We start from the raw sequence: 23,033 nt of genomic DNA on the forward strand, positions 1-23,033 counted from the left end.
CGCTTTATCGCTTTACCTGTAGGAGCTGCCGAAGGCTGCGATCTTTTGATCTTGATCTTGTTTCTAAAAAACCAGGATCAAAAGATCGCAGCCTTCGGCAGCTCCTACAGGGGAATGTATCAAGCCTGATATTCCGCCAATTCCTATAACAAGAAACCGGAGAACCACTCATGTCGTTAAGCGTGTTCGACCTGTTCAAGATTGGCATCGGCCCCTCCAGTTCCCACACCGTCGGCCCGATGCGTGCTGCTGCGCGTTTCGCCGAAGGTCTGCGACGTGAAAATCTGCTGAGCAGCACCGCCAGCGTTCGCGTTGAACTCTACGGTTCTCTCGGCGCCACTGGTAAAGGTCACGGCAGCGACAAAGCCGTGCTGCTCGGCCTCGAAGGCGAACATCCGGACACCGTCGATACCGAAACCGTCGCCGCGCGCCTGCAAGAGATTCGCGGCAGCGGCCGACTGAATCTGCTCGGCGAGCACAGCATTGCGTTCAACGAGAAAGAACACCTGGCAATGATCCGCAAACCGTTGGCCTATCACCCCAACGGCATGATCTTTCGTGCCTTCGATGCGGCGGGCCTGCAGATTCGCAGCCGCGAGTACTACTCGGTCGGTGGTGGTTTTGTCGTCGATGAAGACGCGGCCGGTGCCGACCGCATCGTCGAAGACGCCACGCCGCTGACCTTCCCGTTCAAAAGCGCCAAGGACTTGCTCGGTCATTGCGCCACCTACGGTCTGTCGATCAGCCAGGTGATGCTGACCAACGAAAGCGCCTGGCGCCCGGAAGCGGAAACCCGCGCCGGCCTGCTGAACATCTGGCAGGTGATGCAAGACTGCGTGGCTGCAGGTTGCCGTAACGAAGGTATTTTGCCGGGCGGTTTGAAGGTCAAACGTCGTGCGGCAGCGTTGCATCGGCAACTGTGCAAGAACCCGGAATCAGCGCTGCGCGATCCGTTGTCGGTGCTCGACTGGGTCAACCTCTACGCCTTGGCGGTCAACGAAGAAAACGCCAACGGCGGGCGTGTGGTTACCGCACCTACCAACGGCGCGGCGGGGATTATTCCGGCGGTGCTGCATTACTACATGCGCTTTATCCCCGGTGCGAATGACGACGGCGTCGTACGGTTTCTGCTGACGGCGGCGGCCATCGGCATTCTCTACAAGGAAAACGCCTCGATCTCCGGCGCCGAAGTCGGTTGTCAGGGTGAAGTCGGCGTGGCCTGTTCGATGGCGGCCGGCGCGTTGTGCGAGGTGCTCGGCGGTAGCGTGCAGCAAGTCGAGAACGCGGCGGAGATCGGCATGGAACATAACCTCGGCCTGACCTGCGATCCGATTGGCGGACTGGTGCAGGTGCCGTGCATCGAGCGCAATGCCATGGGTTCGGTGAAAGCCATCAACGCGGTGCGCATGGCCATGAGAGGCGACGGCCAGCATTTCGTCTCCCTCGACAAAGTCATCCGCACCATGCGCCAGACCGGCGCCGACATGAAAAGCAAATACAAGGAGACCGCCCGCGGCGGTCTGGCGGTCAACATTATCGAATGCTGAACCTTATATAACTCCGCCTCCCTCAGGGAGACGATCGTACTTAGCCCCCTCTCCCTCCGGGAGAGGGCTGGGGTGAGGGGCTTTTGATCTTGATCTCAATCTTGCCCCTCAGCCCAAACTCAAATTTTCAAGGAGCCACGCATGTCCACCGAACAACTGTCGAAAACCCCGCTGCACGCTCTGCACCTCGAACTCGGCGCCCGCATGGTGCCTTTCGCTGGCTACGACATGCCGGTGCAATACCCGCTCGGCGTGATGAAAGAACACCAGCACACCCGTGAGCAGGCCGGGCTGTTCGACGTCTCGCACATGGGCCAGATTCGCCTGACCGGCGCCAACGCCGCCAAAGCCCTGGAAACCCTGGTGCCGGTGGACATCATCGACCTGCCAGTGGGCATGCAGCGCTACGCGATGTTTACCAACGACAACGGCGGCATCCTCGATGACCTGATGGTCGCCAACCTCGGCAACGATGAACTGTTCCTGGTGGTCAACGCCGCCTGCAAGGATCAGGACCTGGCTCACCTGCAAAAACACATTGGCGATCAGTGCACCATTACGGCGCTGTTTGAAGAGCGTGCCCTTCTGGCGTTGCAAGGTCCGGCAGCCGTCACCGTGCTGGCGCGTCTGGCGCCGGAAGTAGCGAAGATGACCTTCATGCAATTCAACCGCGTGTCGTTGCTGGGCGTGGATTGCTTCGTCAGCCGCTCGGGCTACACCGGTGAAGACGGTTTCGAAATCTCGGTGCCGGCCGCCGCCGCAGAAAAACTCGCCCGCGCCCTGCTCGCCGAACCGGAAGTCCAGGCTATCGGCCTCGGTGCCCGCGACTCGCTGCGTCTGGAAGCCGGCCTGTGCCTGTATGGCCACGACATGAACACCGAGACCACACCGATCGAAGCCAGCCTGCTGTGGGCAATGTCCAAGCCTCGCCGCGCTGATGGCGCGCGCGCTGGCGGTTTCCCGGGTGCAGAACACATTTTCGCCCAGCAACAAAATGGCGTCGCACGCAAGCGCGTCGGCCTGCTGCCTCAAGAACGCACGCCAGTGCGTGAAGGCGCAGAAATCGTCAACGAAGCCGGCCAAATCATCGGCAGCGTGTGCAGTGGCGGTTTCGGTCCGACCTTGGGTGGGCCGTTGGCAATGGGTTATCTGGACAGCGCTTATGTAACGCTCGACACACCGGTCTGGGCTATCGTTCGTGGGAAAAAGGTGCAAATGCTTGTAAGCAAAATGCCATTTGTTCCACAACGCTACTATCGTGGTTGATTGACTGTTTCTATAAGTAACGCGATTGCGTTATGCGTGCACTAATGTGTAACGCAATCGCCACAAAAAAGTGCATTTTCTAACAATCGATTCGAATATGAACTTTGCTTATAACGTTCGAAAACAATTGAACAAGGCATTCGTCTAAGCCCGCACTAGTGGACCGACTAACTGGCTCAACCTCAGTAAAACCGGGGACTTCACGGGGCTTGTTTTTTCTCCTGTAGTTGGCGTAGAGTTTGTCCACTGTGTTTGCATGGGTCAGCTTGGAATCGTGACCTGGGCAGTAGCCTACAAGTTAGCTACATCCCGTTCGACGTCTTCTTACTCTCCTGCAACCAGCCCCAGTACTCTTTCATGAGAAAGAGACTGTCATCAATTTATTGCGTCAAAGGAAATAAGAAATGTCCCAACGTCAGAGCGGTACCGTCAAGTGGTTTAACGACGAGAAAGGTTTTGGTTTTATCACTCCAGAAAGCGGTCCGGATCTGTTCGTACATTTCCGCGCCATTCAGGGCAACGGCTTCAAAAGCCTGAAAGAAGGCCAGAAAGTGACCTTCGTTGCTGTGCAGGGCCAGAAAGGCATGCAGGCTGACGAAGTACAAGCAGAAGCCTGATTTTCTGTTACGAAAAAGCCCCTGATATTGATATCAGGGGCTTTTTTGTGCGCGCGAATCCGTAAAATGGCGCTTCATTCTGCGTCCAGAGGCTGCCATGTCGAAAAACCTGCTCACGCCCCAAGGGGACTTTCCTCCCGTTGGCCTAGGTCGTCGCCTGGCAGCGATGTTCTATGACTTTCTGCTGTGTACTGCCCTGCTGATCGTGACTGGCTTCGTTTACAAGCTGATCCAGGCCGCAATCATCGGCGAAGAACGCCTGCGCGTGATGACCGATGCCGGCAAGCTCGACGGTGATCCGCTCTACTCCACCGTACTACTGTTGGTGCTGTTTGGGTTCTTCGCCAAGTTCTGGACCCACGGCGGGCAGACACTGGGCATGCAGGTGTGGGGCATTCGGGTGCAAAACGCCAATGGCACGGCGATCAGCCTGTGGCAGTCGCTGTTGCGGTTTATGGTGTCGATTGCGTCGTGGCTGTGCGTGGGGCTTGGCTTCTTCTGGTCGCTGTATGACAAGCAGAAGCGCACGTGGCATGACATCTATTCCGATACCCGCGTCGTGCGGATCCCAAAACGACAAAAGTAAGCACCCATAAAAAAAGATCGCAGCCTTCGGCAGCTCCTACAGAGATCAGTGTAGGAGCTGCCGAAGGCTGCGATCTTTTGCTTTTAGGCGTTGCCGGCCAGTTTCATCCGCGCTGCCTGGGTGAAATCGAGCATGCGCTTCAACGGACGGATCGCCTGCGGAATCAACGCCGGATCAACAAAGATCTCGTTCGTCCCTTCCTTCAAGCTCTTGAGCGTGCGCTCAAGGGTGTTCATGGCCATCCACGGGCAATGCGCGCAACTGCGGCACGCTGCGCCGTTACCGGCGGTTGGCGCCTCGATGAAGACCTTGTCCGGGCACAGCTGCTGCATCTTGTAGAAGATGCCACGGTCCGTCGCGACGATCAGCGTCTTGTTCGGCAACGACTGTGCAGCGGCAATCAGCTGGCTGGTCGAGCCCACGGCGTCTGCCAGCTCAATCACCGAAGTCGGCGACTCCGGGTGCACCAGAATCGCGGCGTCCGGGTACAGCGCCTTCATGTCTTCGAGCTGCTTGGACTTGAACTCCTCGTGGACGATGCAGGCACCGTCCCAGAGCAGCATATCGGCGCCGGTTTTGCGCTGAATGTACGTACCCAGATGCTTGTCCGGCCCCCAGATGATGGTCTCGCCGTTGTCCATCAGGCTTTCGACGATTTCCAGCGCGCAACTCGACGTTACTACCCAGTCAGCACGAGCCTTTACCGCTGCGGAGGTGTTGGCGTAGACCACCACCGTGCGCTCCGGGTGCTGATCACAGAACGCCGAGAACTCATCGACCGGGCAACCCAGGTCGAGCGAGCAGGTCGCGTCCAGCGTCGGCATCAGCACGCGTTTTTCCGGGTTGAGAATCTTCGCGGTCTCGCCCATGAACTTTACGCCGGCGACCACCACGGTCTTGGCCGGATGGGCGTTGCCGAAGCGGGCCATTTCCAGGGAGTCAGAAACGCAGCCACCGGTTTCTTCGGCCAGAGCCTGAATCACCGGATCGCAATAAAAGTGGGCCACCAACACCGCGTCCTGAGCCTTGAGCTCGGCGGCGATGGCAGAACGGTAATAAGCCTCTTCCTCGGCCGTCAGCGGTTTGGGCTGTTTGGCATCGAGGTGGGCTTGAACCAGAAGGCGTTCGGAAATCTGCGTCATGTTCGCAAGACCTGCAGGCGCTTTCGCGCGAAAGTCGAGTATACACCCGGCTCCGGACCGCTTGAGGGTACCGCCGGGAGAGTGAGTATTATCAGGCACGGACAGCATTGAAGCTGCGCAAGGCTACAGAATATCCCGTTGATACAAAAGATGATTCTGACCTGCGTCAGCGCTGTTCGCACTGAGACAGCGCATGGCCGAATTGCGGGCAAAAAAAAACCCGGAAATCCTCACTTTCGTGGGCCTTCCGGATTTTCTAAACCGCCAAATATGGTGGGTCGTGTGGGATTCGAACCTACGACCAATTGGTTAAAAGCCAACTGCTCTACCAACTGAGCTAACGACCCGCTGTGTGGTGGCGCGTATAATACTGATTTTTAAGGACTATTCAACACCTTTTTGAAAATAATCAAAAATAAGGTGTTGGATCGTCTACACCAGCTGCCGCGAAGCCTTCTGCGCGCAGGCGGCAGCTGTCGCATTTACCGCACGCACGGCCTTCATCGTCAGCCTGATAGCAGGACACGGTGAGGCCATAATCAACACCGAGCTTCACGCCAGCCTGAACGATTTGCGCCTTGCTGAGGTTTTGCAGTGGCGCCTGAATGCGGAAGCCATTGCCTTCGACGCCCGCCTTGGTCGCCAGATTGGCCATGCGCTCAAACGACTCGATGAACTCCGGACGGCAATCCGGGTAGCCGGAATAGTCCACTGCGTTCACGCCGATAAAGATGTCGCGCGCGCCGAGCACTTCTGCCCAGCCCAACGCCAGCGACAAGAACACCGTGTTACGCGCTGGCACGTATGTCACCGGAATGCCTTCGCCCAGCTCTTCTGGAATGTCGATGCTGCTGTCGGTCAATGCCGAGCCGCCCATACCATTCAAATTCAGGCCAATCACCTTGTGTTCGATCACACCCAGGTCGCGGGCGACGCGGGCAGCGGCGTGCAATTCGGCATGGGAGCGCTGGCCGTAGTCGAAGCTCATGGTGTAGCAGCGGTAGCCTTCGGCGCGAGCCATGGCCACGACGGTGGCCGAGTCCAGACCACCGGACAGCAGAATGACCGCACGTTTTTCGGTGGTGTTCAGTTGTTCGGTCATATCAGCGCCCCGGCTCGTCATTCCATAGATATTTATGCAACTGCAATTGCAACCGCACCGGCAGGTTGTCCGCCACCACCCAGTCCGCCAGATCCCGAGCATTGAGATCATGGTGACTTGGGGAAAACAGCACTTCGCCGGCACGCCGATCGAGACCGTACTGAATCAGTTTGGAGACGGCCCAGTCATAGTCGTCGCGCGAGCAGATGACAAACTTCACCTGATCGTTAGGCGTCAGCAGTTCGATGTTCTCGTAACGGTTGCGATGGGCTTCTTTCGAATCCGGCGTCTTCAGGTCGACAACGCGACTGACGCGCGGATCGACAGCCGAGACGTCGAGGGCGCCGCTGGTTTCCAGCGAGACCTCGTAACCGGCATCACACAACTGTTTGAGCAAAGGAATGGCATTAGGCTGTGCCAGCGGCTCACCGCCGGTGACACAGACGTAGCGCGGACGGAATCCGGCCACTTGCTCGAGGATGTCGTCGAGGGTGCGCACGGTACCGCCACTGAAGGCATAGGCGCTGTCGCAGTATTGGCAACGCAATGGGCAACCGGTCAGGCGCACAAAAACCGTGGGCAGCCCGGCAGTCCGCGTTTCCCCCTGCAACGAGTAGAAAACTTCGGTGATTCTCAATGTGTCTTGCATAGTCGCCACGGGCGTAACAGCTAAACAGGCTGTCCGCCTCCGTCAGGCACTTCAGGCAATCGCGCCAACGCGCGGACCACAAGAAGCGTGTTTCAGAAAAAGGGCGTGAATTCTAACGAAAAAACCCGCGACAAGCGCGGGTTTCTTCCAAACGGGTCAAGCTTGCTTACATGCGTTGCAGATCGCGTTGAGCCAACTGAGCAGCCGAGGTACCCGGATATTGGGCCACGACCTGCTGCAGAATGCCTTTGACCTTGTCGGTATGACCCAGGCGGCGCTCTACATCAGCCAGCTTGTACAGCGAATCCGGCACTTTGGCGTGCTTTGGATACAGTTGCGAAACCTTGGCGAAAGCCTGACCTGCACCTTGCAGATCGCCTTTGGCCAGATTCACTTCACCCAACCAGTACTGGGCGTTGCCCGCGTATTGGCTGTTCGGGTATTTGCGCAGGAAAGCGGCAAAAGCCTGGCTGGCCTTGTCGAAATCCTTGGCTTTGATCAGGTCAAAAGCGGCATCGTAATACAGCTTTTCCTTGGCCGGATCACCCGGTTCACTGCTTGCAGCAGGTGCCTGGGCAGCAGCCCCGGCGCCAGCGGCAGCACCGGCAGCAGCACTTGCATCGCCACCGGCAGAAGAATTCTCAGGAGTCGCGGCAGGTGCAGCACCGGATCCTATGCGCCGATCAAGATCCTGGTATCGCTCCAGGGATTCTTGCTTCATGCGCGCAACCTGATTCTGCAGTTCTTCAATCACACCTTGCTGGCGCGATATCTGATCCTGCATTTGTTGCAGTTGGTTGAACAGCATGCCTTGTGCCGAGGCAGGGGCCGAAGCCGCTCCCCCGGCATAGGCGCCGTTCGTACCGTAACCTGCAGGCGGATAACTGCTCCCGCTATTGTTATAACCGGAGTTGTCATCGACCACAGGAACCGCAGCCCACGCCGCAAGCGGCGCAAGGCTGAGAGCCAGAACAGTTACAGCACGACGGCACGTTCGCATATCGAATTACTTACGCAGTTCGACGCGACGGTTTTGAGCCCAGGACTGCTCGTCGTTGCCGGTAGCAACTGGACGCTCTTCGCCGTAGGAAACCAGTTCCAGCTGAGCTGGGGAAACACCTTGCAGTACCAGGTAGCGTTGAACGGCTTTCGCACGACGCTCGCCCAGTGCCATGTTGTACTCACGAGTACCACGTTCGTCGGTGTTGCCTTCCAGAACAACGCGAGCGCCGTTTGCTTTCAGGTCTTTGGCGTGAACGTCCAGAGCGCGCATGGCTTCTGGCTTCAGGTCCGAGCTGTCGTATTCGAAGTAGAAGGTGGTGATTGCGCGCAGAGCAGCTTCTTCGCTCAGGGAACCGTCAACGGCACCGGTGTTTGCGCCGTAACCAGCGTTTGGATCAACAGCGCCTTCACCGGCGTTGTCGCCGCCTTTGGACGAGCAACCTACAGCTACAGCCATGGCCAGAGCCAGCGCAGCAAATTTACCAAACTTCAGCATTTCCATCGTGAAACTCCTAATGAACCCCAGTGTGTTAAGTAAAACGTGTAGCGCCCGCTCACTTCAGGTAAGGGGACCAGGACGGTTCTCTGACTTCGCCTTGAGCGGTAGGAAGCGGGAGCCTAACGCGTCCATTAATGGACACGAGCATCAAGACTCCCCGGCCCTGTTGGCGGGTGGCGTAGATTACCATGGTGCCGTTGGGCGCAACAGTAGGTGACTCGTCCAGAGTGCTATCAGTGAGGATCTTTACACTACCTCGCTGCAGATCCTGAGCTGCCACCTTGAAATTGGTGAAGCCATCCTGACGATGGATCATCACCAAAGTCTTTTCATCAGCCGAAAGTTTAGGGTTGGCGTTGTAGTTACCCACAAACGTCACACGCTCGGCACCACCGCCACTGGCGCTGGTTTTATAGATCTGAGGCTTGCCGCCGCGGTCCGAGGTGAAGTAGATGGTGGAACCATCCTTGCCCCAGTACGGTTCGGTGTTGATACCAGGACCTGCGGTTACGCGGGTGATCTGACGCGAGGCCAGGTTCATCACGTAGATGTCCGGGTTACCGTCTTTGGACAGTACGAACGCCAGGCGATCACCATTCGGCGACCAGGCTGGCGCACCGTTCAGGCCTTCGAAGTTGGTGATCTGCTCACGGCGACCGGTGTCGATGTTCTGCATGAAGATGCGCGGACGCTTCTGCTCGAACGACACGTAGGCGATGCGTTTGCCATCCGGTGCGAAGCGCGGCGACAGAATCGGCTCACGCGATTGCAACAGTGTCACGGCGCGAGCACCGTCGTAGTCCGAACGCTGCAGGGTGTAACGGGTGTTCTTCTCGGAGAAGCGCTCAGCCGTCACGTACAGCAGACGCGTCGAGAACGCACCTTCAATACCGGTCAGTTTCTGGAACGACTGGTCGGAGATGAAGTGCGCCATGTCGCGCAATTGCTCGGTGGTACCGGAAACACTGCCGTCTGCCACTTTTTGCTCGGTGGCCACGTTGAACAGTGCCCACTGCACCTGCAGGCGACCGCCCGCTGGCGCAATGCTGCCGACCATCATGTATTGAGCACCCACCGCCTTCCAGTCACGGAAGATGATTTCGCTCGGCTGGCTTGGCTGGCTGATCATGTTTTGCTTTGGAATCGGCGAGTAGTAGCCCGAGTTGCGCAAATCGTTACCAATGATTTCAGCCATGTCGTCCGGCAACACGGCACCGCCCTGCATGCCGAACGGTACAACGGCGATCGGAGTTGCCCGATCGCTGCCGCTGGTGACCAGAATGTTCTTTTCATCTGCCATCGCGATCCCTGCCATGCAGCAGATCACGACCAGCATTCCTCGAAGAAGGTTTCTCACAAGGCTAGATCCTCAGGTGTGAATGTCATCTTGAATGAACGATACGGAGCGAAATCGCTCGGCTTCATTCCCTGCATTTCTGTCAAACGTCCAATATTTTTGACCGCTGCCACTGCCGAAGCATCGAACGGACCGTCGCCACTGGACTTGGCCACGCTGACCGAAGTTACCGTACCGTCCGGCAACATGCCGATCTGCAACACAACCGTCATGCCTTTGCGTGCCGAAGGTGGACGCGCCCAGCCTTCTGCAGCTCGTGCACGAATCAGGTCATCGAAACTGCCCGCGACTTCGTCGCCCTGCTCATCGGCCAAGGCCTGCTGACGCTGCGGCGTATCGGAAAGCAAATCGGCCAAGGCCTGAGCCTTTTTGTCTTCGGTCGATTTACGTGCTGCATCCTGCGCTTTCTTCTTCGCAGCATCGGCAGCAGCTTTCTTCTTCGCTTCATCGGCGATTTTCTTCTTCGCCTCTTCAGCTTCAGCTTTCTTCTTGGCGTCTTCGGCGGCTTTCTTCTTCGCGTCTTCGACGATCTTCTTCTTGGCTTCTTCAGCGGCTTCTTTCTTGGCCTCTTCCTTAGCCTCTTCTTCAGCCTTCTTCTTGGCTATATCAGCCAATTGTTTCTCTTCGGCCTTCTTGGCTTCGGCTTTCTTCGCGTCGTCAGCTTTCTTGGCGTCATCCGCCTTTTTAGCTTCATCCGCTTTTTTCGCCTCATCGGCCTTCTTGGCTTCCTCGGCCTTTTGAGCCGCTTCTTCTTTCTTTTGTTCCGCAGCCTTCACCGCTTCCTGCTCGACCTTCTTCTGTTCCATCTGCTCGACTTCAGTCTGGCGCGCGGCGGATTTCTTCGCCTCACCCGCAATCTTCTGATTGGTCTGGGTGGTTGCCTGACTTTTCGATTTCAGTTGGTACAGGGTCGCCTGGACAATCGGTTTGGCCGGCGGCAGCTCTGGTGTGAAGGCAAAACTGACGAACAGCATGCCGAACACCAGCACGTGCAGGACAATTGCCAGAACACTAGGCCAGAAGTAGCTTTCCGAGGCGGACGGCTCTCGCTGTTGCTGCATCAGGGGGCCTCGGTAATCAAACCAACATTACCGACCCCGGCTTTCTGCAACCCGCCCATGGCGCCCATGACGGAACCATAGTCGACGGTCTTGTCACCGCGGATGAAAACCTGGGTACGCTTGCCGCCTTCGGTGCCGGCACGAATGATCTTGGTCACCGCGTCGGTCATTTGCGGCAGGGTCATGGCCCTGTCCTGTTGCTTCTCGGTGTCGACTTCGCTGCCAAGGTTCCAGTAGTAGGTCTTGTCAGCCTTGATCGAAATGGTCAGGACCTGCGTGTTGTTGTCCTGCGGCAAGGCTTCGCTGGAAACCTTGGGCAGATCAACTTTCACGCCCTGATTGAGCATCGGCGCGGTCACCATGAAGATGACCAGCAGTACCAACATCACGTCGATGTAAGGCACCACGTTCATCTCGGCGACCGGCTTGCGCTTTTTGCGAGCTCGAGCGATTAAAGCCATTGGAAATTACCTGCTTATTCTTCGCTGGTGTGCACTTTGCGGTGCAGGATCGCCTGGAATTCATCGGCGAAGGTGTAGTAGCGGCTCAGCAAGGTTTCGCTGCGGGCAGAGAAACGGTTGTAAGCGATAACTGCCGGGATTGCCGCGAACAGACCAATCGCGGTGGCGATCAGGGCTTCGGCGATACCCGGGGCCACAGTGGCCAGTGTCGCTTGCTGGGCGCTGGCCAGACCGCGGAAGGAGTTCATGATGCCCCACACGGTACCGAACAGACCGATGTACGGGCTGACCGAACCCACGGTGGCGAGGAACGGCAGGCTCTGCTCCAGCTTCTCTTCTTCGCGGGAAATGGCGACGCGCATGGCACGGGCCACGCCTTCCATCACCGCTTCAGGGTCGACGCCTGGCTGCTGACGCAGACGGGAGAATTCCTTGAAGCCGGCACGGAAGATCTGCTCCACGCCCGAATCCGGATCCGGGTTGCTGCCCGCCTGACGGTACAGCTTGGACAGGTCGATACCCGACCAGAAGCGCTCTTCGAAGCTCTCCAGGGCGCGTCGACCGGCGCGCAGCAGATTGCTGCGCTGAAAGATCATGATCCATGAGGTCACCGATGCGGCCACCAGGGTCAACATTACCAACTGCACCACGATGCTGGCATTGCTGACCAGGCTCCACATGGAGGAATGGTCGACGACGTTAGCTTCCACGCTTTATCTCCTGCTTTGAGTGTGTACCCGGGCCGACCGCGTCGGCGAAGGCCGCACGCAAGTCTTCGGGAAGGGCCCGGGGTTTCAAACTGTTAGTGCGCACACAGGCCACCAAAAACTGCCCCTCACAGAGCAGCACATTATCCGTTGCCCGCCTGACCTGCTGCTTGAAACGCAGGCTGACCCGGTTCAATTCGATTACATCAGCGCTTACCAGCAGTTCGTCGTCCAGTCGCGCCGGCGCGTGATAGCGCGCTTCGCTGGAGTGCACGACAAACAACAGGTCCTCCCCTGCCAGCTGCGATTGGGCAAAGCCCAGCTCGCGAAGCCGCTCGGTTCGAGCCCGTTCCATAAACTTGAGGTAATTAACGTAATACACGATGCCGCCCGCATCGGTGTCCTCGTAATAAACGCGACAACGATGTGCGAACGGCTCAAGCCCGTTTTGCGCGCGCATACTCTAGTGCTTACTCCTCAGGTTGCCAATCCGGCCAGGCAACTGTTTTTCATGGTTTCAGGGCATTACGGCAAAAGTACTGTCCTCTGACCGTACAAACCCTGAATAAATCGACAACAAATGTGTATTAGTCGTCCACAGCATCAAGAAACTCGTCTGCCACGGGCATTTCGCCCATTCGTGACGGAATGTTTAAACCGAAGTGCAGATACGCATGCCGCGTCACCACCCTGCCCCGTGGCGTGCGCATGATGTAACCCTGCTGGATCAGGTACGGCTCCAGCACATCCTCAATCGTGTGGCGCTCTTCGCTGATCGCCGCGGCGAGACTGTCGATGCCGACCGGACCACCATCGAACTTCTCGATCATGGTCAGCAGCAGACGTCGGTCCTGATGATCAAAACCGTGTTCGTCGACATCCAGCAGGTTCAACGCCAGGTCCGCCACCGCTTTGGTGATATGGCCTTTGGCACGGACCTCGGCGAAATCGCGCACCCGGCGCAGCAGACGATTGGCGATCCGCGGCGTACCACGGGCGCGACGCGCGATCTCGAACGAACCTTCCGGATCCAGTGGCAGACCGAGAATCGCCGCCGAACGGCTGACAATCGTCGCCAGGTCAGCCGTGCTGTAGAACTCAAGACGCTGGACGATACCGAAGCGGTCACGCAACGGGTTGGTCAGCATGCCGGCGCGAGTGGTGGCGCCAACCAGCGTGAACGGTGGCAGATCAAGCTTGATCGAGCGCGCTGCCGGCCCTTCGCCAATCATGATGTCGAGCTGGAAATCTTCCATCGCCGGGTACAGCACTTCTTCAACGATCGGCGACAGACGATGGATTTCGTCGATGAATAGCACATCGTGCGGTTCAAGATTGGTCAGCAACGCGGCCAGATCACCCGGACGCTCCAGCACCGGGCCGGACGTGCTCTTGATCGACACGCCCATTTCCTGGGCGATGATGTTGGCCAGCGTGGTCTTGCCCAGACCCGGCGGGCCGAAGATCAGCGTGTGATCGAGGGATTCGCTTCGGCCACGGGCGGCCTGGATGAACAGCTCCATCTGCTCGCGCACGGTCGGCTGGCCGATATAGTCGGCCAGACTGACCGGGCGAATGGCCCGGTCCTGGACTTCTTCGCGCTCACGCGGGCTGTGCGCGGCGGTGATCAGACGATCAGCTTCAATCACTTAAATCATTCCCTTCAGGGCACGGCGGATCAGGTCTTCACTGCTCAAATTCTTATCCTTGATGGCGGTAATCGCCTTGCTCGCTTCCTGTGGTTTGTAACCCAGGGAGATCAGTGCGCTGACCGCATCGTTCTCGGCGGTGTTGACCGGCGCCGGGCCATCAGGCTGATTCGGCACCAGCGCAAACATCGCCGGCGAAGTTTCCCAAGCCTTGAAGCGGTCTTTCAACTCAACCAGCAAGCGCTCTGCGGTTTTCTTGCCGACTCCCGGCACCTTGGTCAGCGCCGAGGTGTCTTGCGACTGCACACAGCGGATCAGCTCGTCGACTTCCAGGCTCGACATCAACGCCAAGGCCAATTTAGGCCCGACACCATTAAGACGGATCAACTCGCGAAAAAAGTCTCGCTCCCGCTTGCCGGCAAAACCATAGAGTAACTGCGCGTCTTCGCGTACGACCAAATGGGTGTGCAGGGTCAGCGGTTCACCGACCGACGGCAGACGATAAAGGGTGGTCATGGGCACTTCCAGCTCATACCCGAGGCCGTTTACATCGAGAATCAGGTGCGGCGGCTGTTTCTCAGCCAGGGTGCCGCGCAAGCGTCCAATCACGTTTCAGATCCTTGAGCGTTGGCCAGCCGTGGGCTGGCGACTGTCGAAAGGCGAATTTCGCGCCGACGACTCAGGCACAGGAAATCCGCTTTCAAGAAAATTGATGCTGATGCTATCAGAGACGCAGGCGCCCGCCACGACTGCGTGCCGTTCCCAAGCCGTGCGGCAACAGACTGGAGCGTGTGTGTGCGTGACAAATGGCGATAGCGAGGGCATCCGAGGCATCGATTTGCGGTTTGCTGGTGAGCTTGAGCATGTGCATGACCATCATCTGCACTTGTTCTTTATTGGCGGCGCCGGTACCCACCACGGCCTGTTTGACCTGAGTGGCGGTGTACTCGGCAATCTCCAGGCATTCTTCAGCGCCGGCGACAATCGCCGCGCCGCGCGCCTGCCCGAGCTTGAGCGCCGAGTCGGCATTTTTCGCCATGAAGACTTTTTCGATACCCATGGTCACCGGGCCGTAAGTCTGAATGATTTCGCGCACGCCGCGATAAACGATTTGCAGACGCTCGTGTAGCTCGCCAGCACCCGTGCGAATACAGCCTGAAGCCACGTAGATGCAGCCACCCCGCCCGGTATCACGAACAATTCCGTAACCGGTAATGCGCGAACCGGGGTCGATACCAAGAATTAAAGTCATAACGCCTGCAGAAATTGGTGCGAAAGCTGAGGGTACAGGGAGGAGCTGCCGAAGGCTGCGATCTTTTGCTCTTTTAAAAACACAAAGATCGCAGCCTTCGACAGCCCCTACAGGTGAAGTGTAGAGCCAGCAAAAACTGCGACCTTTCTATTTGCATCAACCGAGCTGGGCGGCCACGTCTTCTGGAATGTCCGCGTTGGAGTAAACGTTCTGCACGTCATCCAGATCCTCAAGCATGTCGATCAGCTTGAGCACCTTCTCCGCACCTTCCAGATCCAGTTCGGCGCTGGTGGTCGGCTGCATGACGATTTCCGCGTCATCGCCTTTGAAACCGGCAGCTTCCAGCGCGTTACGCACCGCGTAGAAACTGGTGAACGAGGTAAACACGTCAATCGAACCATCTTCATGGCTGACCACGTCGTCGGCGTCGGCTTCCAGCGCCGCTTCGGTCAGTGCATCTTCATCGACGCCCGGCGCGAAGCTGATCTGGCCCTTGCGTTCGAACAGGTACGCCACCGAACCATCGGTGCCGAGGTTCCCGCCACACTTGCTGAACGCATGACGAACGGCTGCCGCCGTGCGGTTGCGATTGTCGGTCATGCACTCGACCATCACCGCGACACCACCCGGGCCGTAACCTTCGTAGGTCAGCTCTTCAACGTTGTCCGCTTCGGTGGCACCGGCGCCACGCGCGACGGCGCGGTCGATGATGTCGCGGCTCATGTTGGCGCTCAGCGCCTTGTCCAGCGCCAGACGCAGACGCGGGTTGGAGCCGGGATCACCGCCGCCCTGACGGGCCGCAACGGTCAGTTCGCGAATCCACTTGGTGAAGATCTTGCCTCTCTTGGCATCCTGACGTTCTTTGCGGTGCTTGATGTTCGCCCACTTGGAATGACCTGCCATAACTCGCTCCGAATTCTCTTTGAAACGTTGCCCGCCCTGCTCATGCAGCGGCCAGCACACAAAAAATCTCGACCTGCTCTCTATAGAAAGAAAAAAGGCGCATCCGAAGATGCGCCTTCAGGCCCGTCTTACTCAGCCTTTGGCGTTTCGCGCAAACGAATGTGCAGCTCGCGCAGTGCCTTGGCATCTACCACACCCGGGGCTTGCGTCATGACGTCCGCAGCGCTCTGGGTTTTCGGGAAAGCGATCACTTCACGGATCGACTGGGCGCCGGTCATCAGCATCACCAGGCGGTCCAGACCGAAGGCCAGACCACCGTGTGGCGGTGCGCCGTACTTAAGGGCGTCGAGCAGGAAGCCGAACTTCTCTTCCTGTTCCGCTTCATTGATACCCAGCAGACGGAACACCGCTTGCTGCATTTCCTTGCGGTGGATACGGATCGAACCGCCACCCAGCTCGGTGCCGTTCAGGACCATGTCGTACGCACGGGACAGCGCGCCGGCCGGATTGGCTTCCAGCTCTTCAGGAGAGCACTTCGGTGCGGTGAACGGGTGGTGCAGCGCCGAGAAGCTGCCATCGTCGCTCTCTTCGAACATCGGGAAGTCGACGACCCACATTGGCGCCCACTCGCAGGTCAGCAGCTTCAGGTCGTGACCGAGTTTGATACGCAGCGCGCCCAGGGCTTCGCTGACGATCTTGGCCTTGTCGGCGCCGAAGAACACGATGTCGCCATCGACTGCGCCAACGCGATCGAGGATGGCGTTGAGGTTTTCCAGCGGGATGTTCTTCACGATCGGCGATTGCAGACCGTCAACACCGGCAGCACGCTCGTTGACCTTGATGTACGCCAGGCCCTTGGCACCGTAGATGCCGACGAACTTGGTGTAATCGTCGATCTGCTTGCGTGGCATGCTCGCCCCGCCTGGAACGCGCAGCGCAGCGATACGGCATTTCGGATCGTTGGCCGGGCCGCTGAACACTTTGAAATCGACTTCCTTGAGTTGATCGGCAACGTCGACCAGTTCCAGCGGGTTACGCAGGTCTGGCTTGTCGGAACCGTAGCGGCGCATGGCTTCTTCGAAAGTCATGTGCGGGAAGTCGCCGAATTCCAGACCCAGCACTTCCTTGAACAGGTTGCGGATCATTTCTTCGGTCAGGCCCATGATCTCTTTTTCATCGAGGAAGCTGGTCTCGATGTCGATCTGGGTGAATTCCGGCTGACGGTCGGCACGCAGGTCTTCGTCGCGGAAGCACTTGGCGATCTGGTAGTAACGGTCGAAACCGGCCACCATCAGCAGTTGCTTGAACAGCTGCGGCGATTGCGGCAGGGCGAAGAACGAACCGGCGTGAGTACGGCTTGGCACCAGGTAGTCACGCGCACCTTCAGGGGTGGCACGGGTCAGGATCGGCGTTTCGACGTCGAGGAAGCCGTTCTCGTCGAGGAAGCGACGGATGCTGGTGGTCATGCGCGAACGCAGACGCAACTTCTCGGCCATTTCCGGGCGACGCAGGTCAAGGAAGCGATAGCGCAGGCGGGTTTCTTCGCCAACGTCGGAGAACTCGTTCAGCGGGAACGGCGGGGTTTCCGACTCGTTCAGCACTTCCAGTTCGTAGCCCAGTACTTCAATCATGCCCGACGCCATGTTGGCGTTGGTCGCACCGGCCGGACGCAGACGCACCTTACCGGTGATTTTCACGACGTATTCGCTGCGCACGCGATCGGCAGCGGCGAAGCTTTCGGCGCGATCCGGATCGAATACCACTTGGGCCAGACCATCACGATCACGGATATCGAGGAAAATCACCCCGCCGTGGTCGCGACGACGGTGAACCCATCCGCAAAGGGTAATTTCCTGGCCTTCCAGGCTTTCGTTCAGTTGGCCGCAATAGTGGCTGCGCATCATGATAATGGTTCGCTTCTCGTCATTCGATATTCGGTGGAGATTCCGCCGCACTGAAGCGGTCCGGAAACTCACGCGTGTCGTTCAACCCGGGGTTGAACCCTAGTCAGATTTGTCGCCACCGGCCAGGTTCTTCTTGGCGCCGGTCTTGAAATCGGTTTCGTACCAACCGCCGCCACTGAGGCGAAAGCCTGGCATCGACAGTTGCTTCTTGAGCTCTGGCGCCTGACAGGCAGGGCAGTCGACCAGCGGTGCCTCGCTGATCTTTTGAATGGCTTCCAACTGATGACCACAGGAAGCACATTGATAATCGTACATCGGCATGGGGGGTGTCTCGGCGATCAGATTGCCACCGCGCGCAGGGCTTTGCGGCGAAAGAGCGGGATTATATCGATTAAATGCGGCCTGTGCAGCCGTAAGACTGCACAGGCCGCGACCTCGTTTGCAAACGCCGTTTCAGAGCGATTCGGCAGGTGTAGCTTGCTTGACGCCGCTCATGACGCACACCACCCGCACCAGCGCGCTGAAATTTCTCACCCCGCCATGGCGCAGATGCACTTCACGGTCGACGTGGGACAACAGCGAACTGATCGAACAGCCGTTATCGGCAGCCATATTGCCGAGGATGTTCCAGTAGACGCGTTCCAGCCGCAGGCAGGTCGCATAACCGTTCAGACGCACGGATCGTGACGATGGCTGAACCAATGCCATGTCGAATTCGTTGACGAACGGATCGACTTTCAATTCATGTGGCAAGCCGACAATCCTGTCGCCTCGCCTGTCTCCCTCTACCATATCGGTGACACTCCTTTGCCATCTTTGCTTGTTTGAAAAGTCACATCCTGTGGCTTTCATAAAAGCGCAGACACAAAGTTATAGCCAGACGACTTATTGACCGACAACGTAGGATAAGCCAACGGCACAGGTAGGAATGCGGACAACGCGCGAGCCTTGTGCTGCTGGCCCGCGCCCCCGGATTTTTACGCTTCCAGCAAGGCGCGCAGCATCCACGCGGTTTTCTCGTGAACCTGCATGCGCTGGGTCAACAGGTCTGCGGTCGGCTCATCGCTGACCTTGTCGAGCAACGGGAAGATGCCACGCGCCGTGCGGGTCACGGCTTCCTGGCCGTCGACCAGTTGTTTGATCATGTCTTCGGCGCTCGGCACCCCCACTTCTTCCTTGATCGAAGAAAGGCGTGCGTAGGTGGCGTAGGCGCCTGGCGCCGGAAAGCCCAAGGCGCGAATACGCTCGGCAATCAAATCAACGGCCAGCGCGAGCTCGTTGTATTGCTCTTCGAACATCAAGTGCAGCGTCCGAAACATCGGACCGGTGACGTTCCAGTGGAAGTTGTGGGTTTTCAGATACAGCACGTAGGTGTCCGACAGCAGACGCGATAAGCCTTCGACGATGGACTTGCGGTCTTCTTCACTGATACCGATATCGATTGCCATGTTTACCCCCTAACGGCGATTGAATTCATCCAACAGGTGCAGACCCACTCTAGCAAGGCTGTCGACACCCCGCAGCCCCGATCAGGTGCACACGCTGCGACAAATCGACCGAGGCGATGCCGCTGGCCGGGCTGATTTGAGTAGCTGCAGGCTTTGCTGTTAAATAGACAGTGTGTCGCCATGCCCCATTTTTCGGGGCGTTGCGCATAGGCTGATGCCGTGAACGTGTCCACCGCCTCTTATTTTGTTCCGAAGCGAACCGTGCGCCTTCAGCTCTTCCTTGTGAGCCGTCATAAACGTGAGCCAATCAAAATGTTGAAAATCGTCCACCTGCTAATGGGCGCAGCGGCCTTGCTGCTGTCGTTCATACCCAGCTTGAAATCCGAAGCCGTTCCTTACCTGCAACAACCCGATGCACTTTACCTGGCCTTTTTCGGCCTGCTGAACCTGGTGATTGCCCCAGTGATTCCTTTCTGGAACAAAGGCCCTCGTCAGCATCTGCAAAACCTGGTCAGCGCTCTTCTGGTACTGACCGTTGTCCTGCAAACCTTGACCCTGATCGCCCCGATGCCGGTCATCGCCGGCCAGCCAGCCGTACTGTTCACCCTGGTGATCGCGCTGGTTGCCGTGGTCCTGCACCTGGCCGTCAGCTTCTATCGTTCTTCACCGGCTGCCGCTCCAACCAGCTATGACATGACCAATCGTGATACCGGTACCGTCAAGTGGTTCAACACCTCCAAAGGCTTCGGCTTTATCTCCCGGGATTCCGGCGATGATATTTTCGTGCACTTTCGCGCGATCCGTGGCGAAGGCCACCGCGTCCTGGTCGAAGGCCAGCGCGTGGAGTTCTCGGTGATGAACCGCGACAAAGGCCTGCAGGCCGAGGACGTGATCGCCGCTCTGCCGCGACGCTGATCCAAGGCATAAAAAAACCGCGAGCAGCGTGCTGTTCGCGGTTTTTTTACGCCTGATGAAAAGTGCCGCCTCAGTAGTGCGGCGGTGGCGCCTCATCCTCGAAGGACTCGAACTGGCCGACCATCTCTTCCTGACGCTTGAGCAGCGCCGCCATCTGCAATTGCAGGCGCTCGACCACGCGCTGCTGGGCCACCAGAACATCGTTCAGCGCCTGAATGGTGTCATCCTGGAACGCCAAGCGGCTTTCCAGATCGGTAACGCGTTCTTCCAGACTCATGACTCAGCCCTCCACAAAGGTGAAATGCTCGGTCAGGACCAGTCGCAACCGTTCGCGAATGGCGGCGACCTGCTCGGCACTGTAAGGCCTGGCCGGGTGCTTGCCCCAGACCGGCGCGGGCCAGGCTGCGTCATCACGTTTGCGCACAATCACATGCATGTGCATCTGGCTGACGACGTTACCCAGTGTTGCAACGTTGAGCTTGTCGGCGTCAAACAGATCCTTGAGCAGCTCTGCCAGCGCGGTGGTTTCCTGCCACAGCTGCTGTTGATCGGCGACATCCAACTGAAACAACTCGCTGATATCGTCGCGACGCGGCACCAGGATGAACCAAGGGTAGTTGGCGTCATTGGACAGCAGCAGTCGGCAGAGAGGGAAATCACCGATGGTCAGCGTGTCCTGTTGAAGTCGTGAATCTAAAGCAAACACTGCGCGCACTCCCGGCTGATCTTCATTATTCAGCTTAGCGGCGATCCCTAGAGACAGCGTACCAAGCGACAGGACGGCAGCATACCTGCGAATGCGCCCGCCTTCACGACGACGGTGTACCCCACCGCCCTGCGAACGCCCCGACATGTGACATTTGCGAGCACAACGCACCAGCATCGACAATCAACCCGACAAAATGACCGAAAACAGCGGAGACGTTCAGCATCATCGCCCGCGCAAGCTGTATGAATTCAGAACAGCTGTAAATTTTTTTGCACCAAAACCGCACAGTGCGTCTACGCTCACTGCGTCGGGCATCCGCCAAATACTCACTGACGGGGTGAACCGGTAACGTTTTTGGTTGTCACGCGCGCTTTTCGACGTGGCAACACCATAGGAGAAATGGCGTCAAGCATTGAAAAAATCAGGCTTGAAGCCCAGCTTTCACGAGGTTTTCACAAGCTCAGGCGGGTGTTCAGAAAAATAACCGCAACGAAATTGCGGTTTGTGCACGCTTGTTGCATTCGTACCCATATGGACTATAAGCGCACCACTGGAAGTGGATGCCTTAAGCCCCATAAGAACAGTGGCAGGGTTGCCCGATGGAGATTCAAGTGTTTTGCCAGGGACTCTTTTTTACCGATGCAAAAAGGCCCAGAAACAGCGAGAAAGTTGTCAGTCCGGCTGCGTCGGTACTGTGAATTTGCGACATCCACCACGCCATTTGCGACACCGTCGTAAAGATGCTGAAAGGTTGGATTAGCAAGTATCGCCAACATTGTCGGCGTGATATAAGTTTGCGCCGACACAAAAAGAAAGAGCCGCCCAGATAATAAAACAGGTGGGACGGCAGTACTCTTCTAAAACCAAAGGAGCAAATCACGATGCGCGTGATGAAGTGGAGCATGATCGCACTGGCAGTTGCTGCAGCCGCCAGTACTCAAGTGGCTACGGCCGCACCGTTTGTAAGTGACCAGTCTGAAGCCAAAGGTTTTGTTGAAGACGCGAAACTCACCGAGACGTTGAAGAACTACTACTTCAACCGCGACAACAAGAACGGCGGTCACGACCAGAAAGACTGGACTCAGGGTTTCCTGGGCAACTTCACCTCCGGGTACACCCAAGGTACCGTTGGTGTTGGTATTGATGCATTCGGTTACCTGGCCTTGAAACTCGATGGCGGTGACGGTACTTCCGGTTCGGGCAACATGAGCCGTAGCGATACCATCAAAGCCAACGGTTACGCCCGCGACGTCAATGACAGTCAAGGTAAAGCCGGCGCAGCCATCAAGTTCCGCGTATCCAAAACCGAGTTGAAAGTCGGCGATATGCAGCCAAGCACTGCACCAGTGTTCGCTGTTGGCGGTTCCCGCATCCTTCCGCAAACGGCCAGTGGCTTCCAGCTGCAAAGCAGCGAAGTCAAAGACCTTGACCTCGAAGCCGGTCACTTCTACTCGGCCACCAGCCAGGACAAAAACGCCCGTGATGGCGAGTTGTGGGCCACTTACGCCGGCGTCAAGGCTGACTCCATCGACTACTTCGGCGGTAAGTACGGTATCACTGACAATCTTTCCGCTTCGCTGTATGGCGCCAAGCTGGAAGACATCTGGAACCAGTACTACGCCAACCTGAACTACACCATCCCGATGGGTGGCGATCAGTCGTTGAACCTGGACGGTAACATCTACCGCACCACCGACACCGGTCGTGCTGAAGCAGGCGAGATCAGCAACACTGCGTTCTCCCTGGCTGCTGCGTTCTCGTTCCTGAAAGCTCACACCTTCACCCTCGCCTTCCAGAAGGTCAACGGCGATACTCCGTTTGACTACATCGGTGTCGGCGGCCACGGTCCTTCGAACCGCGGCGGTGACTCGATCTTCCTCGCCAACTCCATCCAGTACTCTGACTTCAACGGTCCTGGCGAGAAATCCGTTCAAGCCCGTTACGACCTGAAAATGGCCGAATACGGCGTTCCTGGCCTGAGCTTCATGGTCCGTTACGTCAATGGCTGGAACATCGACGGCACCAACACTCCGACCGTCAGCTCTTATACCGGCGCTTACGGCGAAGACGGCAAACATCACGAAACCAACTTTGAAGCCAAGTACGTTGTTCAAAGCGGTCCGGCAAAAGACCTGTCTTTCCGCATTCGCCAAGCGTGGCACACTGCTAACGCTGACGAAGGCGAAGGAGATGTCAAAGAGTTCCGCCTGATCACCGAATACCCACTGAACATCTTGTAATCGTCAGTGGTTAGTTT

Annotated in this window: 26 protein-coding genes and 1 tRNA gene; 6 read left to right on the plus strand and 21 right to left on the minus strand. The window is 57.7% G+C overall.

From position 1 onward, the window contains the following. The first annotated feature begins 170 nt into the window (after nucleotides 1-170). The 4 genes from P3G59_RS22360 to P3G59_RS22375 all read left to right on the plus strand — a co-directional run bounded on the left by P3G59_RS22360 (nucleotide 171) and on the right by P3G59_RS22375 (nucleotide 4,016). Nucleotides 171-1,547 (plus strand): L-serine ammonia-lyase, encoded by a 1,377-nt coding sequence (locus tag P3G59_RS22360; RefSeq protein WP_277759000.1) that lies wholly within the window; start codon nucleotides 171-173, stop codon nucleotides 1,545-1,547. Between the two features lie 141 nt (nucleotides 1,548-1,688). Next, the gene (gcvT, locus tag P3G59_RS22365) at nucleotides 1,689-2,813 is read left to right on the plus strand and encodes a glycine cleavage system aminomethyltransferase GcvT (protein ID WP_277759001.1); all 1,125 of its coding nucleotides are present in this window, start codon (nucleotides 1,689-1,691) and stop codon (nucleotides 2,811-2,813) included. 404 nt (nucleotides 2,814-3,217) lie between these two features. Next, on the plus strand, nucleotides 3,218-3,430 hold the full coding sequence (locus tag P3G59_RS22370) for a cold shock domain-containing protein (RefSeq protein WP_003175786.1): 213 nt from the start codon (nucleotides 3,218-3,220) through the stop codon (nucleotides 3,428-3,430). A 97-nt stretch (nucleotides 3,431-3,527) separates the two neighbouring features. Then, complete coding sequence (locus tag P3G59_RS22375; protein WP_277759002.1) at nucleotides 3,528-4,016, plus strand: RDD family protein; 489 nt, start codon at nucleotides 3,528-3,530, stop codon at nucleotides 4,014-4,016. A gap of 83 nt (nucleotides 4,017-4,099) precedes the next feature. Here the strand turns inward: P3G59_RS22375 and nadA are convergent, their stop codons facing one another. From nadA to P3G59_RS22470, 19 genes are all read right to left on the minus strand, one after another. Further along, nucleotides 4,100-5,158, minus strand: coding sequence for a quinolinate synthase NadA (nadA, locus tag P3G59_RS22380; RefSeq protein ID WP_003227499.1), 1,059 nt, complete (start codon nucleotides 5,156-5,158; stop codon nucleotides 4,100-4,102). Between the two features lie 271 nt (nucleotides 5,159-5,429). After that, nucleotides 5,430-5,505 (minus strand) — tRNA-Lys (locus tag P3G59_RS22385). A gap of 62 nt (nucleotides 5,506-5,567) precedes the next feature. Beyond that, the gene (queC, locus tag P3G59_RS22390; RefSeq protein ID WP_277759003.1) at nucleotides 5,568-6,260 is read right to left on the minus strand and encodes a 7-cyano-7-deazaguanine synthase QueC; all 693 of its coding nucleotides are present in this window, start codon (nucleotides 6,258-6,260) and stop codon (nucleotides 5,568-5,570) included. Nucleotide 6,261: 1 nt separating this feature from the next. After that, the gene (gene queE / locus P3G59_RS22395; RefSeq protein ID WP_007912722.1) at nucleotides 6,262-6,909 is read right to left on the minus strand and encodes a 7-carboxy-7-deazaguanine synthase QueE; all 648 of its coding nucleotides are present in this window, start codon (nucleotides 6,907-6,909) and stop codon (nucleotides 6,262-6,264) included. Between the two features lie 166 nt (nucleotides 6,910-7,075). Continuing rightward, the gene (gene ybgF, locus P3G59_RS22400; RefSeq protein ID WP_016983829.1) at nucleotides 7,076-7,909 is read right to left on the minus strand and encodes a tol-pal system protein YbgF; all 834 of its coding nucleotides are present in this window, start codon (nucleotides 7,907-7,909) and stop codon (nucleotides 7,076-7,078) included. A 6-nt stretch (nucleotides 7,910-7,915) separates the two neighbouring features. Continuing rightward, nucleotides 7,916-8,413 carry a peptidoglycan-associated lipoprotein Pal gene (gene pal, locus P3G59_RS22405; protein WP_003178634.1) on the minus strand — a complete coding sequence of 166 codons (498 nt, stop codon included), beginning with the start codon at nucleotides 8,411-8,413 and terminating at the stop codon, nucleotides 7,916-7,918. Nucleotides 8,414-8,465: 52 nt separating this feature from the next. After that, nucleotides 8,466-9,746 (minus strand): Tol-Pal system beta propeller repeat protein TolB, encoded by a 1,281-nt coding sequence (gene tolB / locus P3G59_RS22410; RefSeq protein ID WP_016983828.1) that lies wholly within the window; start codon nucleotides 9,744-9,746, stop codon nucleotides 8,466-8,468. 17 nt (nucleotides 9,747-9,763) lie between these two features. Then, entirely contained in the window at nucleotides 9,764-10,828 is a 1,065-nt protein-coding gene (tolA, locus tag P3G59_RS22415) for a cell envelope integrity protein TolA (protein WP_141126314.1), read from the minus strand. Next, nucleotides 10,828-11,280: a protein TolR gene (gene tolR / locus P3G59_RS22420; protein ID WP_161806672.1), complete on the minus strand. Its 453-nt coding sequence runs from the start codon at nucleotides 11,278-11,280 to the stop codon at nucleotides 10,828-10,830. The genes tolA and tolR overlap by 1 nt, the downstream gene beginning before the upstream one ends. A 23-nt stretch (nucleotides 11,281-11,303) precedes the next feature. Beyond that, nucleotides 11,304-11,999 carry a protein TolQ gene (tolQ, locus tag P3G59_RS22425; RefSeq protein ID WP_007912733.1) on the minus strand — a complete coding sequence of 232 codons (696 nt, stop codon included), beginning with the start codon at nucleotides 11,997-11,999 and terminating at the stop codon, nucleotides 11,304-11,306. Further along, entirely contained in the window at nucleotides 11,989-12,456 is a 468-nt protein-coding gene (gene ybgC / locus P3G59_RS22430; RefSeq protein ID WP_007912735.1) for a tol-pal system-associated acyl-CoA thioesterase, read from the minus strand. The genes tolQ and ybgC overlap by 11 nt, the downstream gene beginning before the upstream one ends. A gap of 127 nt (nucleotides 12,457-12,583) precedes the next feature. Further along, complete coding sequence (gene ruvB, locus P3G59_RS22435) at nucleotides 12,584-13,645, minus strand: Holliday junction branch migration DNA helicase RuvB (protein ID WP_007912736.1); 1,062 nt, start codon at nucleotides 13,643-13,645, stop codon at nucleotides 12,584-12,586. Further along, nucleotides 13,646-14,254 carry a Holliday junction branch migration protein RuvA gene (gene ruvA / locus P3G59_RS22440; RefSeq protein WP_003227522.1) on the minus strand — a complete coding sequence of 203 codons (609 nt, stop codon included), beginning with the start codon at nucleotides 14,252-14,254 and terminating at the stop codon, nucleotides 13,646-13,648. 115 nt (nucleotides 14,255-14,369) lie between these two features. Further along, a complete protein-coding gene (gene ruvC / locus P3G59_RS22445) occupies nucleotides 14,370-14,897 on the minus strand; it encodes a crossover junction endodeoxyribonuclease RuvC (RefSeq protein WP_007962095.1) in 528 nt (175 codons plus the stop codon). A gap of 156 nt (nucleotides 14,898-15,053) precedes the next feature. Continuing rightward, the gene (locus tag P3G59_RS22450; RefSeq protein WP_007912738.1) at nucleotides 15,054-15,800 is read right to left on the minus strand and encodes a YebC/PmpR family DNA-binding transcriptional regulator; all 747 of its coding nucleotides are present in this window, start codon (nucleotides 15,798-15,800) and stop codon (nucleotides 15,054-15,056) included. 128 nt (nucleotides 15,801-15,928) lie between these two features. Continuing rightward, nucleotides 15,929-17,704 carry an aspartate--tRNA ligase gene (gene aspS, locus P3G59_RS22455; protein ID WP_277759004.1) on the minus strand — a complete coding sequence of 592 codons (1,776 nt, stop codon included), beginning with the start codon at nucleotides 17,702-17,704 and terminating at the stop codon, nucleotides 15,929-15,931. 99 nt (nucleotides 17,705-17,803) lie between these two features. Beyond that, nucleotides 17,804-18,025 (minus strand): zinc ribbon domain-containing protein, encoded by a 222-nt coding sequence (locus P3G59_RS22460; RefSeq protein WP_007912741.1) that lies wholly within the window; start codon nucleotides 18,023-18,025, stop codon nucleotides 17,804-17,806. A gap of 132 nt (nucleotides 18,026-18,157) precedes the next feature. After that, the gene (locus tag P3G59_RS22465) at nucleotides 18,158-18,496 is read right to left on the minus strand and encodes a ribbon-helix-helix domain-containing protein (protein WP_277759005.1); all 339 of its coding nucleotides are present in this window, start codon (nucleotides 18,494-18,496) and stop codon (nucleotides 18,158-18,160) included. Nucleotides 18,497-18,681: 185 nt separating this feature from the next. Further along, a complete protein-coding gene (locus P3G59_RS22470; RefSeq protein WP_007912745.1) occupies nucleotides 18,682-19,152 on the minus strand; it encodes a Dps family protein in 471 nt (156 codons plus the stop codon). A 312-nt stretch (nucleotides 19,153-19,464) separates the two neighbouring features. Between P3G59_RS22470 and P3G59_RS22475 the strand changes: the two genes are divergently transcribed. Beyond that, nucleotides 19,465-20,067, plus strand: coding sequence for a cold-shock protein (locus P3G59_RS22475; protein WP_007912746.1), 603 nt, complete (start codon nucleotides 19,465-19,467; stop codon nucleotides 20,065-20,067). 70 nt (nucleotides 20,068-20,137) lie between these two features. Here the strand turns inward: P3G59_RS22475 and P3G59_RS22480 are convergent, their stop codons facing one another. Both P3G59_RS22480 and P3G59_RS22485 read right to left on the minus strand, forming a co-directional pair. Next, a complete protein-coding gene (locus tag P3G59_RS22480; protein WP_038366649.1) occupies nucleotides 20,138-20,344 on the minus strand; it encodes a SlyX family protein in 207 nt (68 codons plus the stop codon). Nucleotides 20,345-20,347: 3 nt separating this feature from the next. Further along, nucleotides 20,348-20,773 carry an HIT domain-containing protein gene (locus P3G59_RS22485; protein WP_277759006.1) on the minus strand — a complete coding sequence of 142 codons (426 nt, stop codon included), beginning with the start codon at nucleotides 20,771-20,773 and terminating at the stop codon, nucleotides 20,348-20,350. Between the two features lie 884 nt (nucleotides 20,774-21,657). Between P3G59_RS22485 and P3G59_RS22490 the strand changes: the two genes are divergently transcribed. Beyond that, nucleotides 21,658-23,016 carry an OprD family porin gene (locus P3G59_RS22490; RefSeq protein WP_095048216.1) on the plus strand — a complete coding sequence of 453 codons (1,359 nt, stop codon included), beginning with the start codon at nucleotides 21,658-21,660 and terminating at the stop codon, nucleotides 23,014-23,016. Nucleotides 23,017-23,033: the final 17 nt, after the last annotated feature.

Origin of the sequence: Pseudomonas sp. A34-9, assembly GCF_029543085.1 — a bacterium.
Lineage (GTDB): Bacteria > Pseudomonadota > Gammaproteobacteria > Pseudomonadales > Pseudomonadaceae > Aquipseudomonas.

What these genes read in the sequence shown, in the direction of transcription:
- P3G59_RS22360 (WP_277759000.1), top strand. Translation starts at nt 171, where the DNA reads ATGTCGTTAAGCGTGTTCGACCTGTTCAAGATTGGCATCGGCCCCTCC.
- gcvT (WP_277759001.1), top strand. Translation starts at nt 1,689, where the DNA reads ATGTCCACCGAACAACTGTCGAAAACCCCGCTGCACGCTCTGCACCTC.
- P3G59_RS22370 (WP_003175786.1), top strand. Translation starts at nt 3,218, where the DNA reads ATGTCCCAACGTCAGAGCGGTACCGTCAAGTGGTTTAACGACGAGAAA.
- P3G59_RS22375 (WP_277759002.1), top strand. Translation starts at nt 3,528, where the DNA reads ATGTCGAAAAACCTGCTCACGCCCCAAGGGGACTTTCCTCCCGTTGGC.
- nadA (WP_003227499.1), bottom strand. Translation starts at nt 5,158, where the DNA reads ATGACGCAGATTTCCGAACGCCTTCTGGTTCAAGCCCACCTCGATGCC.
- queC (WP_277759003.1), bottom strand. Translation starts at nt 6,260, where the DNA reads ATGACCGAACAACTGAACACCACCGAAAAACGTGCGGTCATTCTGCTG.
- queE (WP_007912722.1), bottom strand. Translation starts at nt 6,909, where the DNA reads ATGCAAGACACATTGAGAATCACCGAAGTTTTCTACTCGTTGCAGGGG.
- ybgF (WP_016983829.1), bottom strand. Translation starts at nt 7,909, where the DNA reads ATGCGAACGTGCCGTCGTGCTGTAACTGTTCTGGCTCTCAGCCTTGCG.
- pal (WP_003178634.1), bottom strand. Translation starts at nt 8,413, where the DNA reads ATGGAAATGCTGAAGTTTGGTAAATTTGCTGCGCTGGCTCTGGCCATG.
- tolB (WP_016983828.1), bottom strand. Translation starts at nt 9,746, where the DNA reads ATGCTGGTCGTGATCTGCTGCATGGCAGGGATCGCGATGGCAGATGAA.
- tolA (WP_141126314.1), bottom strand. Translation starts at nt 10,828, where the DNA reads ATGCAGCAACAGCGAGAGCCGTCCGCCTCGGAAAGCTACTTCTGGCCT.
- ybgC (WP_007912735.1), bottom strand. Translation starts at nt 12,456, where the DNA reads ATGCGCGCGCAAAACGGGCTTGAGCCGTTCGCACATCGTTGTCGCGTT.
- ruvC (WP_007962095.1), bottom strand. Translation starts at nt 14,897, where the DNA reads ATGACTTTAATTCTTGGTATCGACCCCGGTTCGCGCATTACCGGTTAC.
- P3G59_RS22450 (WP_007912738.1), bottom strand. Translation starts at nt 15,800, where the DNA reads ATGGCAGGTCATTCCAAGTGGGCGAACATCAAGCACCGCAAAGAACGT.
- aspS (WP_277759004.1), bottom strand. Translation starts at nt 17,704, where the DNA reads ATGATGCGCAGCCACTATTGCGGCCAACTGAACGAAAGCCTGGAAGGC.
- P3G59_RS22460 (WP_007912741.1), bottom strand. Translation starts at nt 18,025, where the DNA reads ATGCCGATGTACGATTATCAATGTGCTTCCTGTGGTCATCAGTTGGAA.
- P3G59_RS22465 (WP_277759005.1), bottom strand. Translation starts at nt 18,496, where the DNA reads ATGGTAGAGGGAGACAGGCGAGGCGACAGGATTGTCGGCTTGCCACAT.
- P3G59_RS22470 (WP_007912745.1), bottom strand. Translation starts at nt 19,152, where the DNA reads ATGGCAATCGATATCGGTATCAGTGAAGAAGACCGCAAGTCCATCGTC.
- P3G59_RS22475 (WP_007912746.1), top strand. Translation starts at nt 19,465, where the DNA reads ATGTTGAAAATCGTCCACCTGCTAATGGGCGCAGCGGCCTTGCTGCTG.
- P3G59_RS22480 (WP_038366649.1), bottom strand. Translation starts at nt 20,344, where the DNA reads ATGAGTCTGGAAGAACGCGTTACCGATCTGGAAAGCCGCTTGGCGTTC.
- P3G59_RS22490 (WP_095048216.1), top strand. Translation starts at nt 21,658, where the DNA reads ATGCGCGTGATGAAGTGGAGCATGATCGCACTGGCAGTTGCTGCAGCC.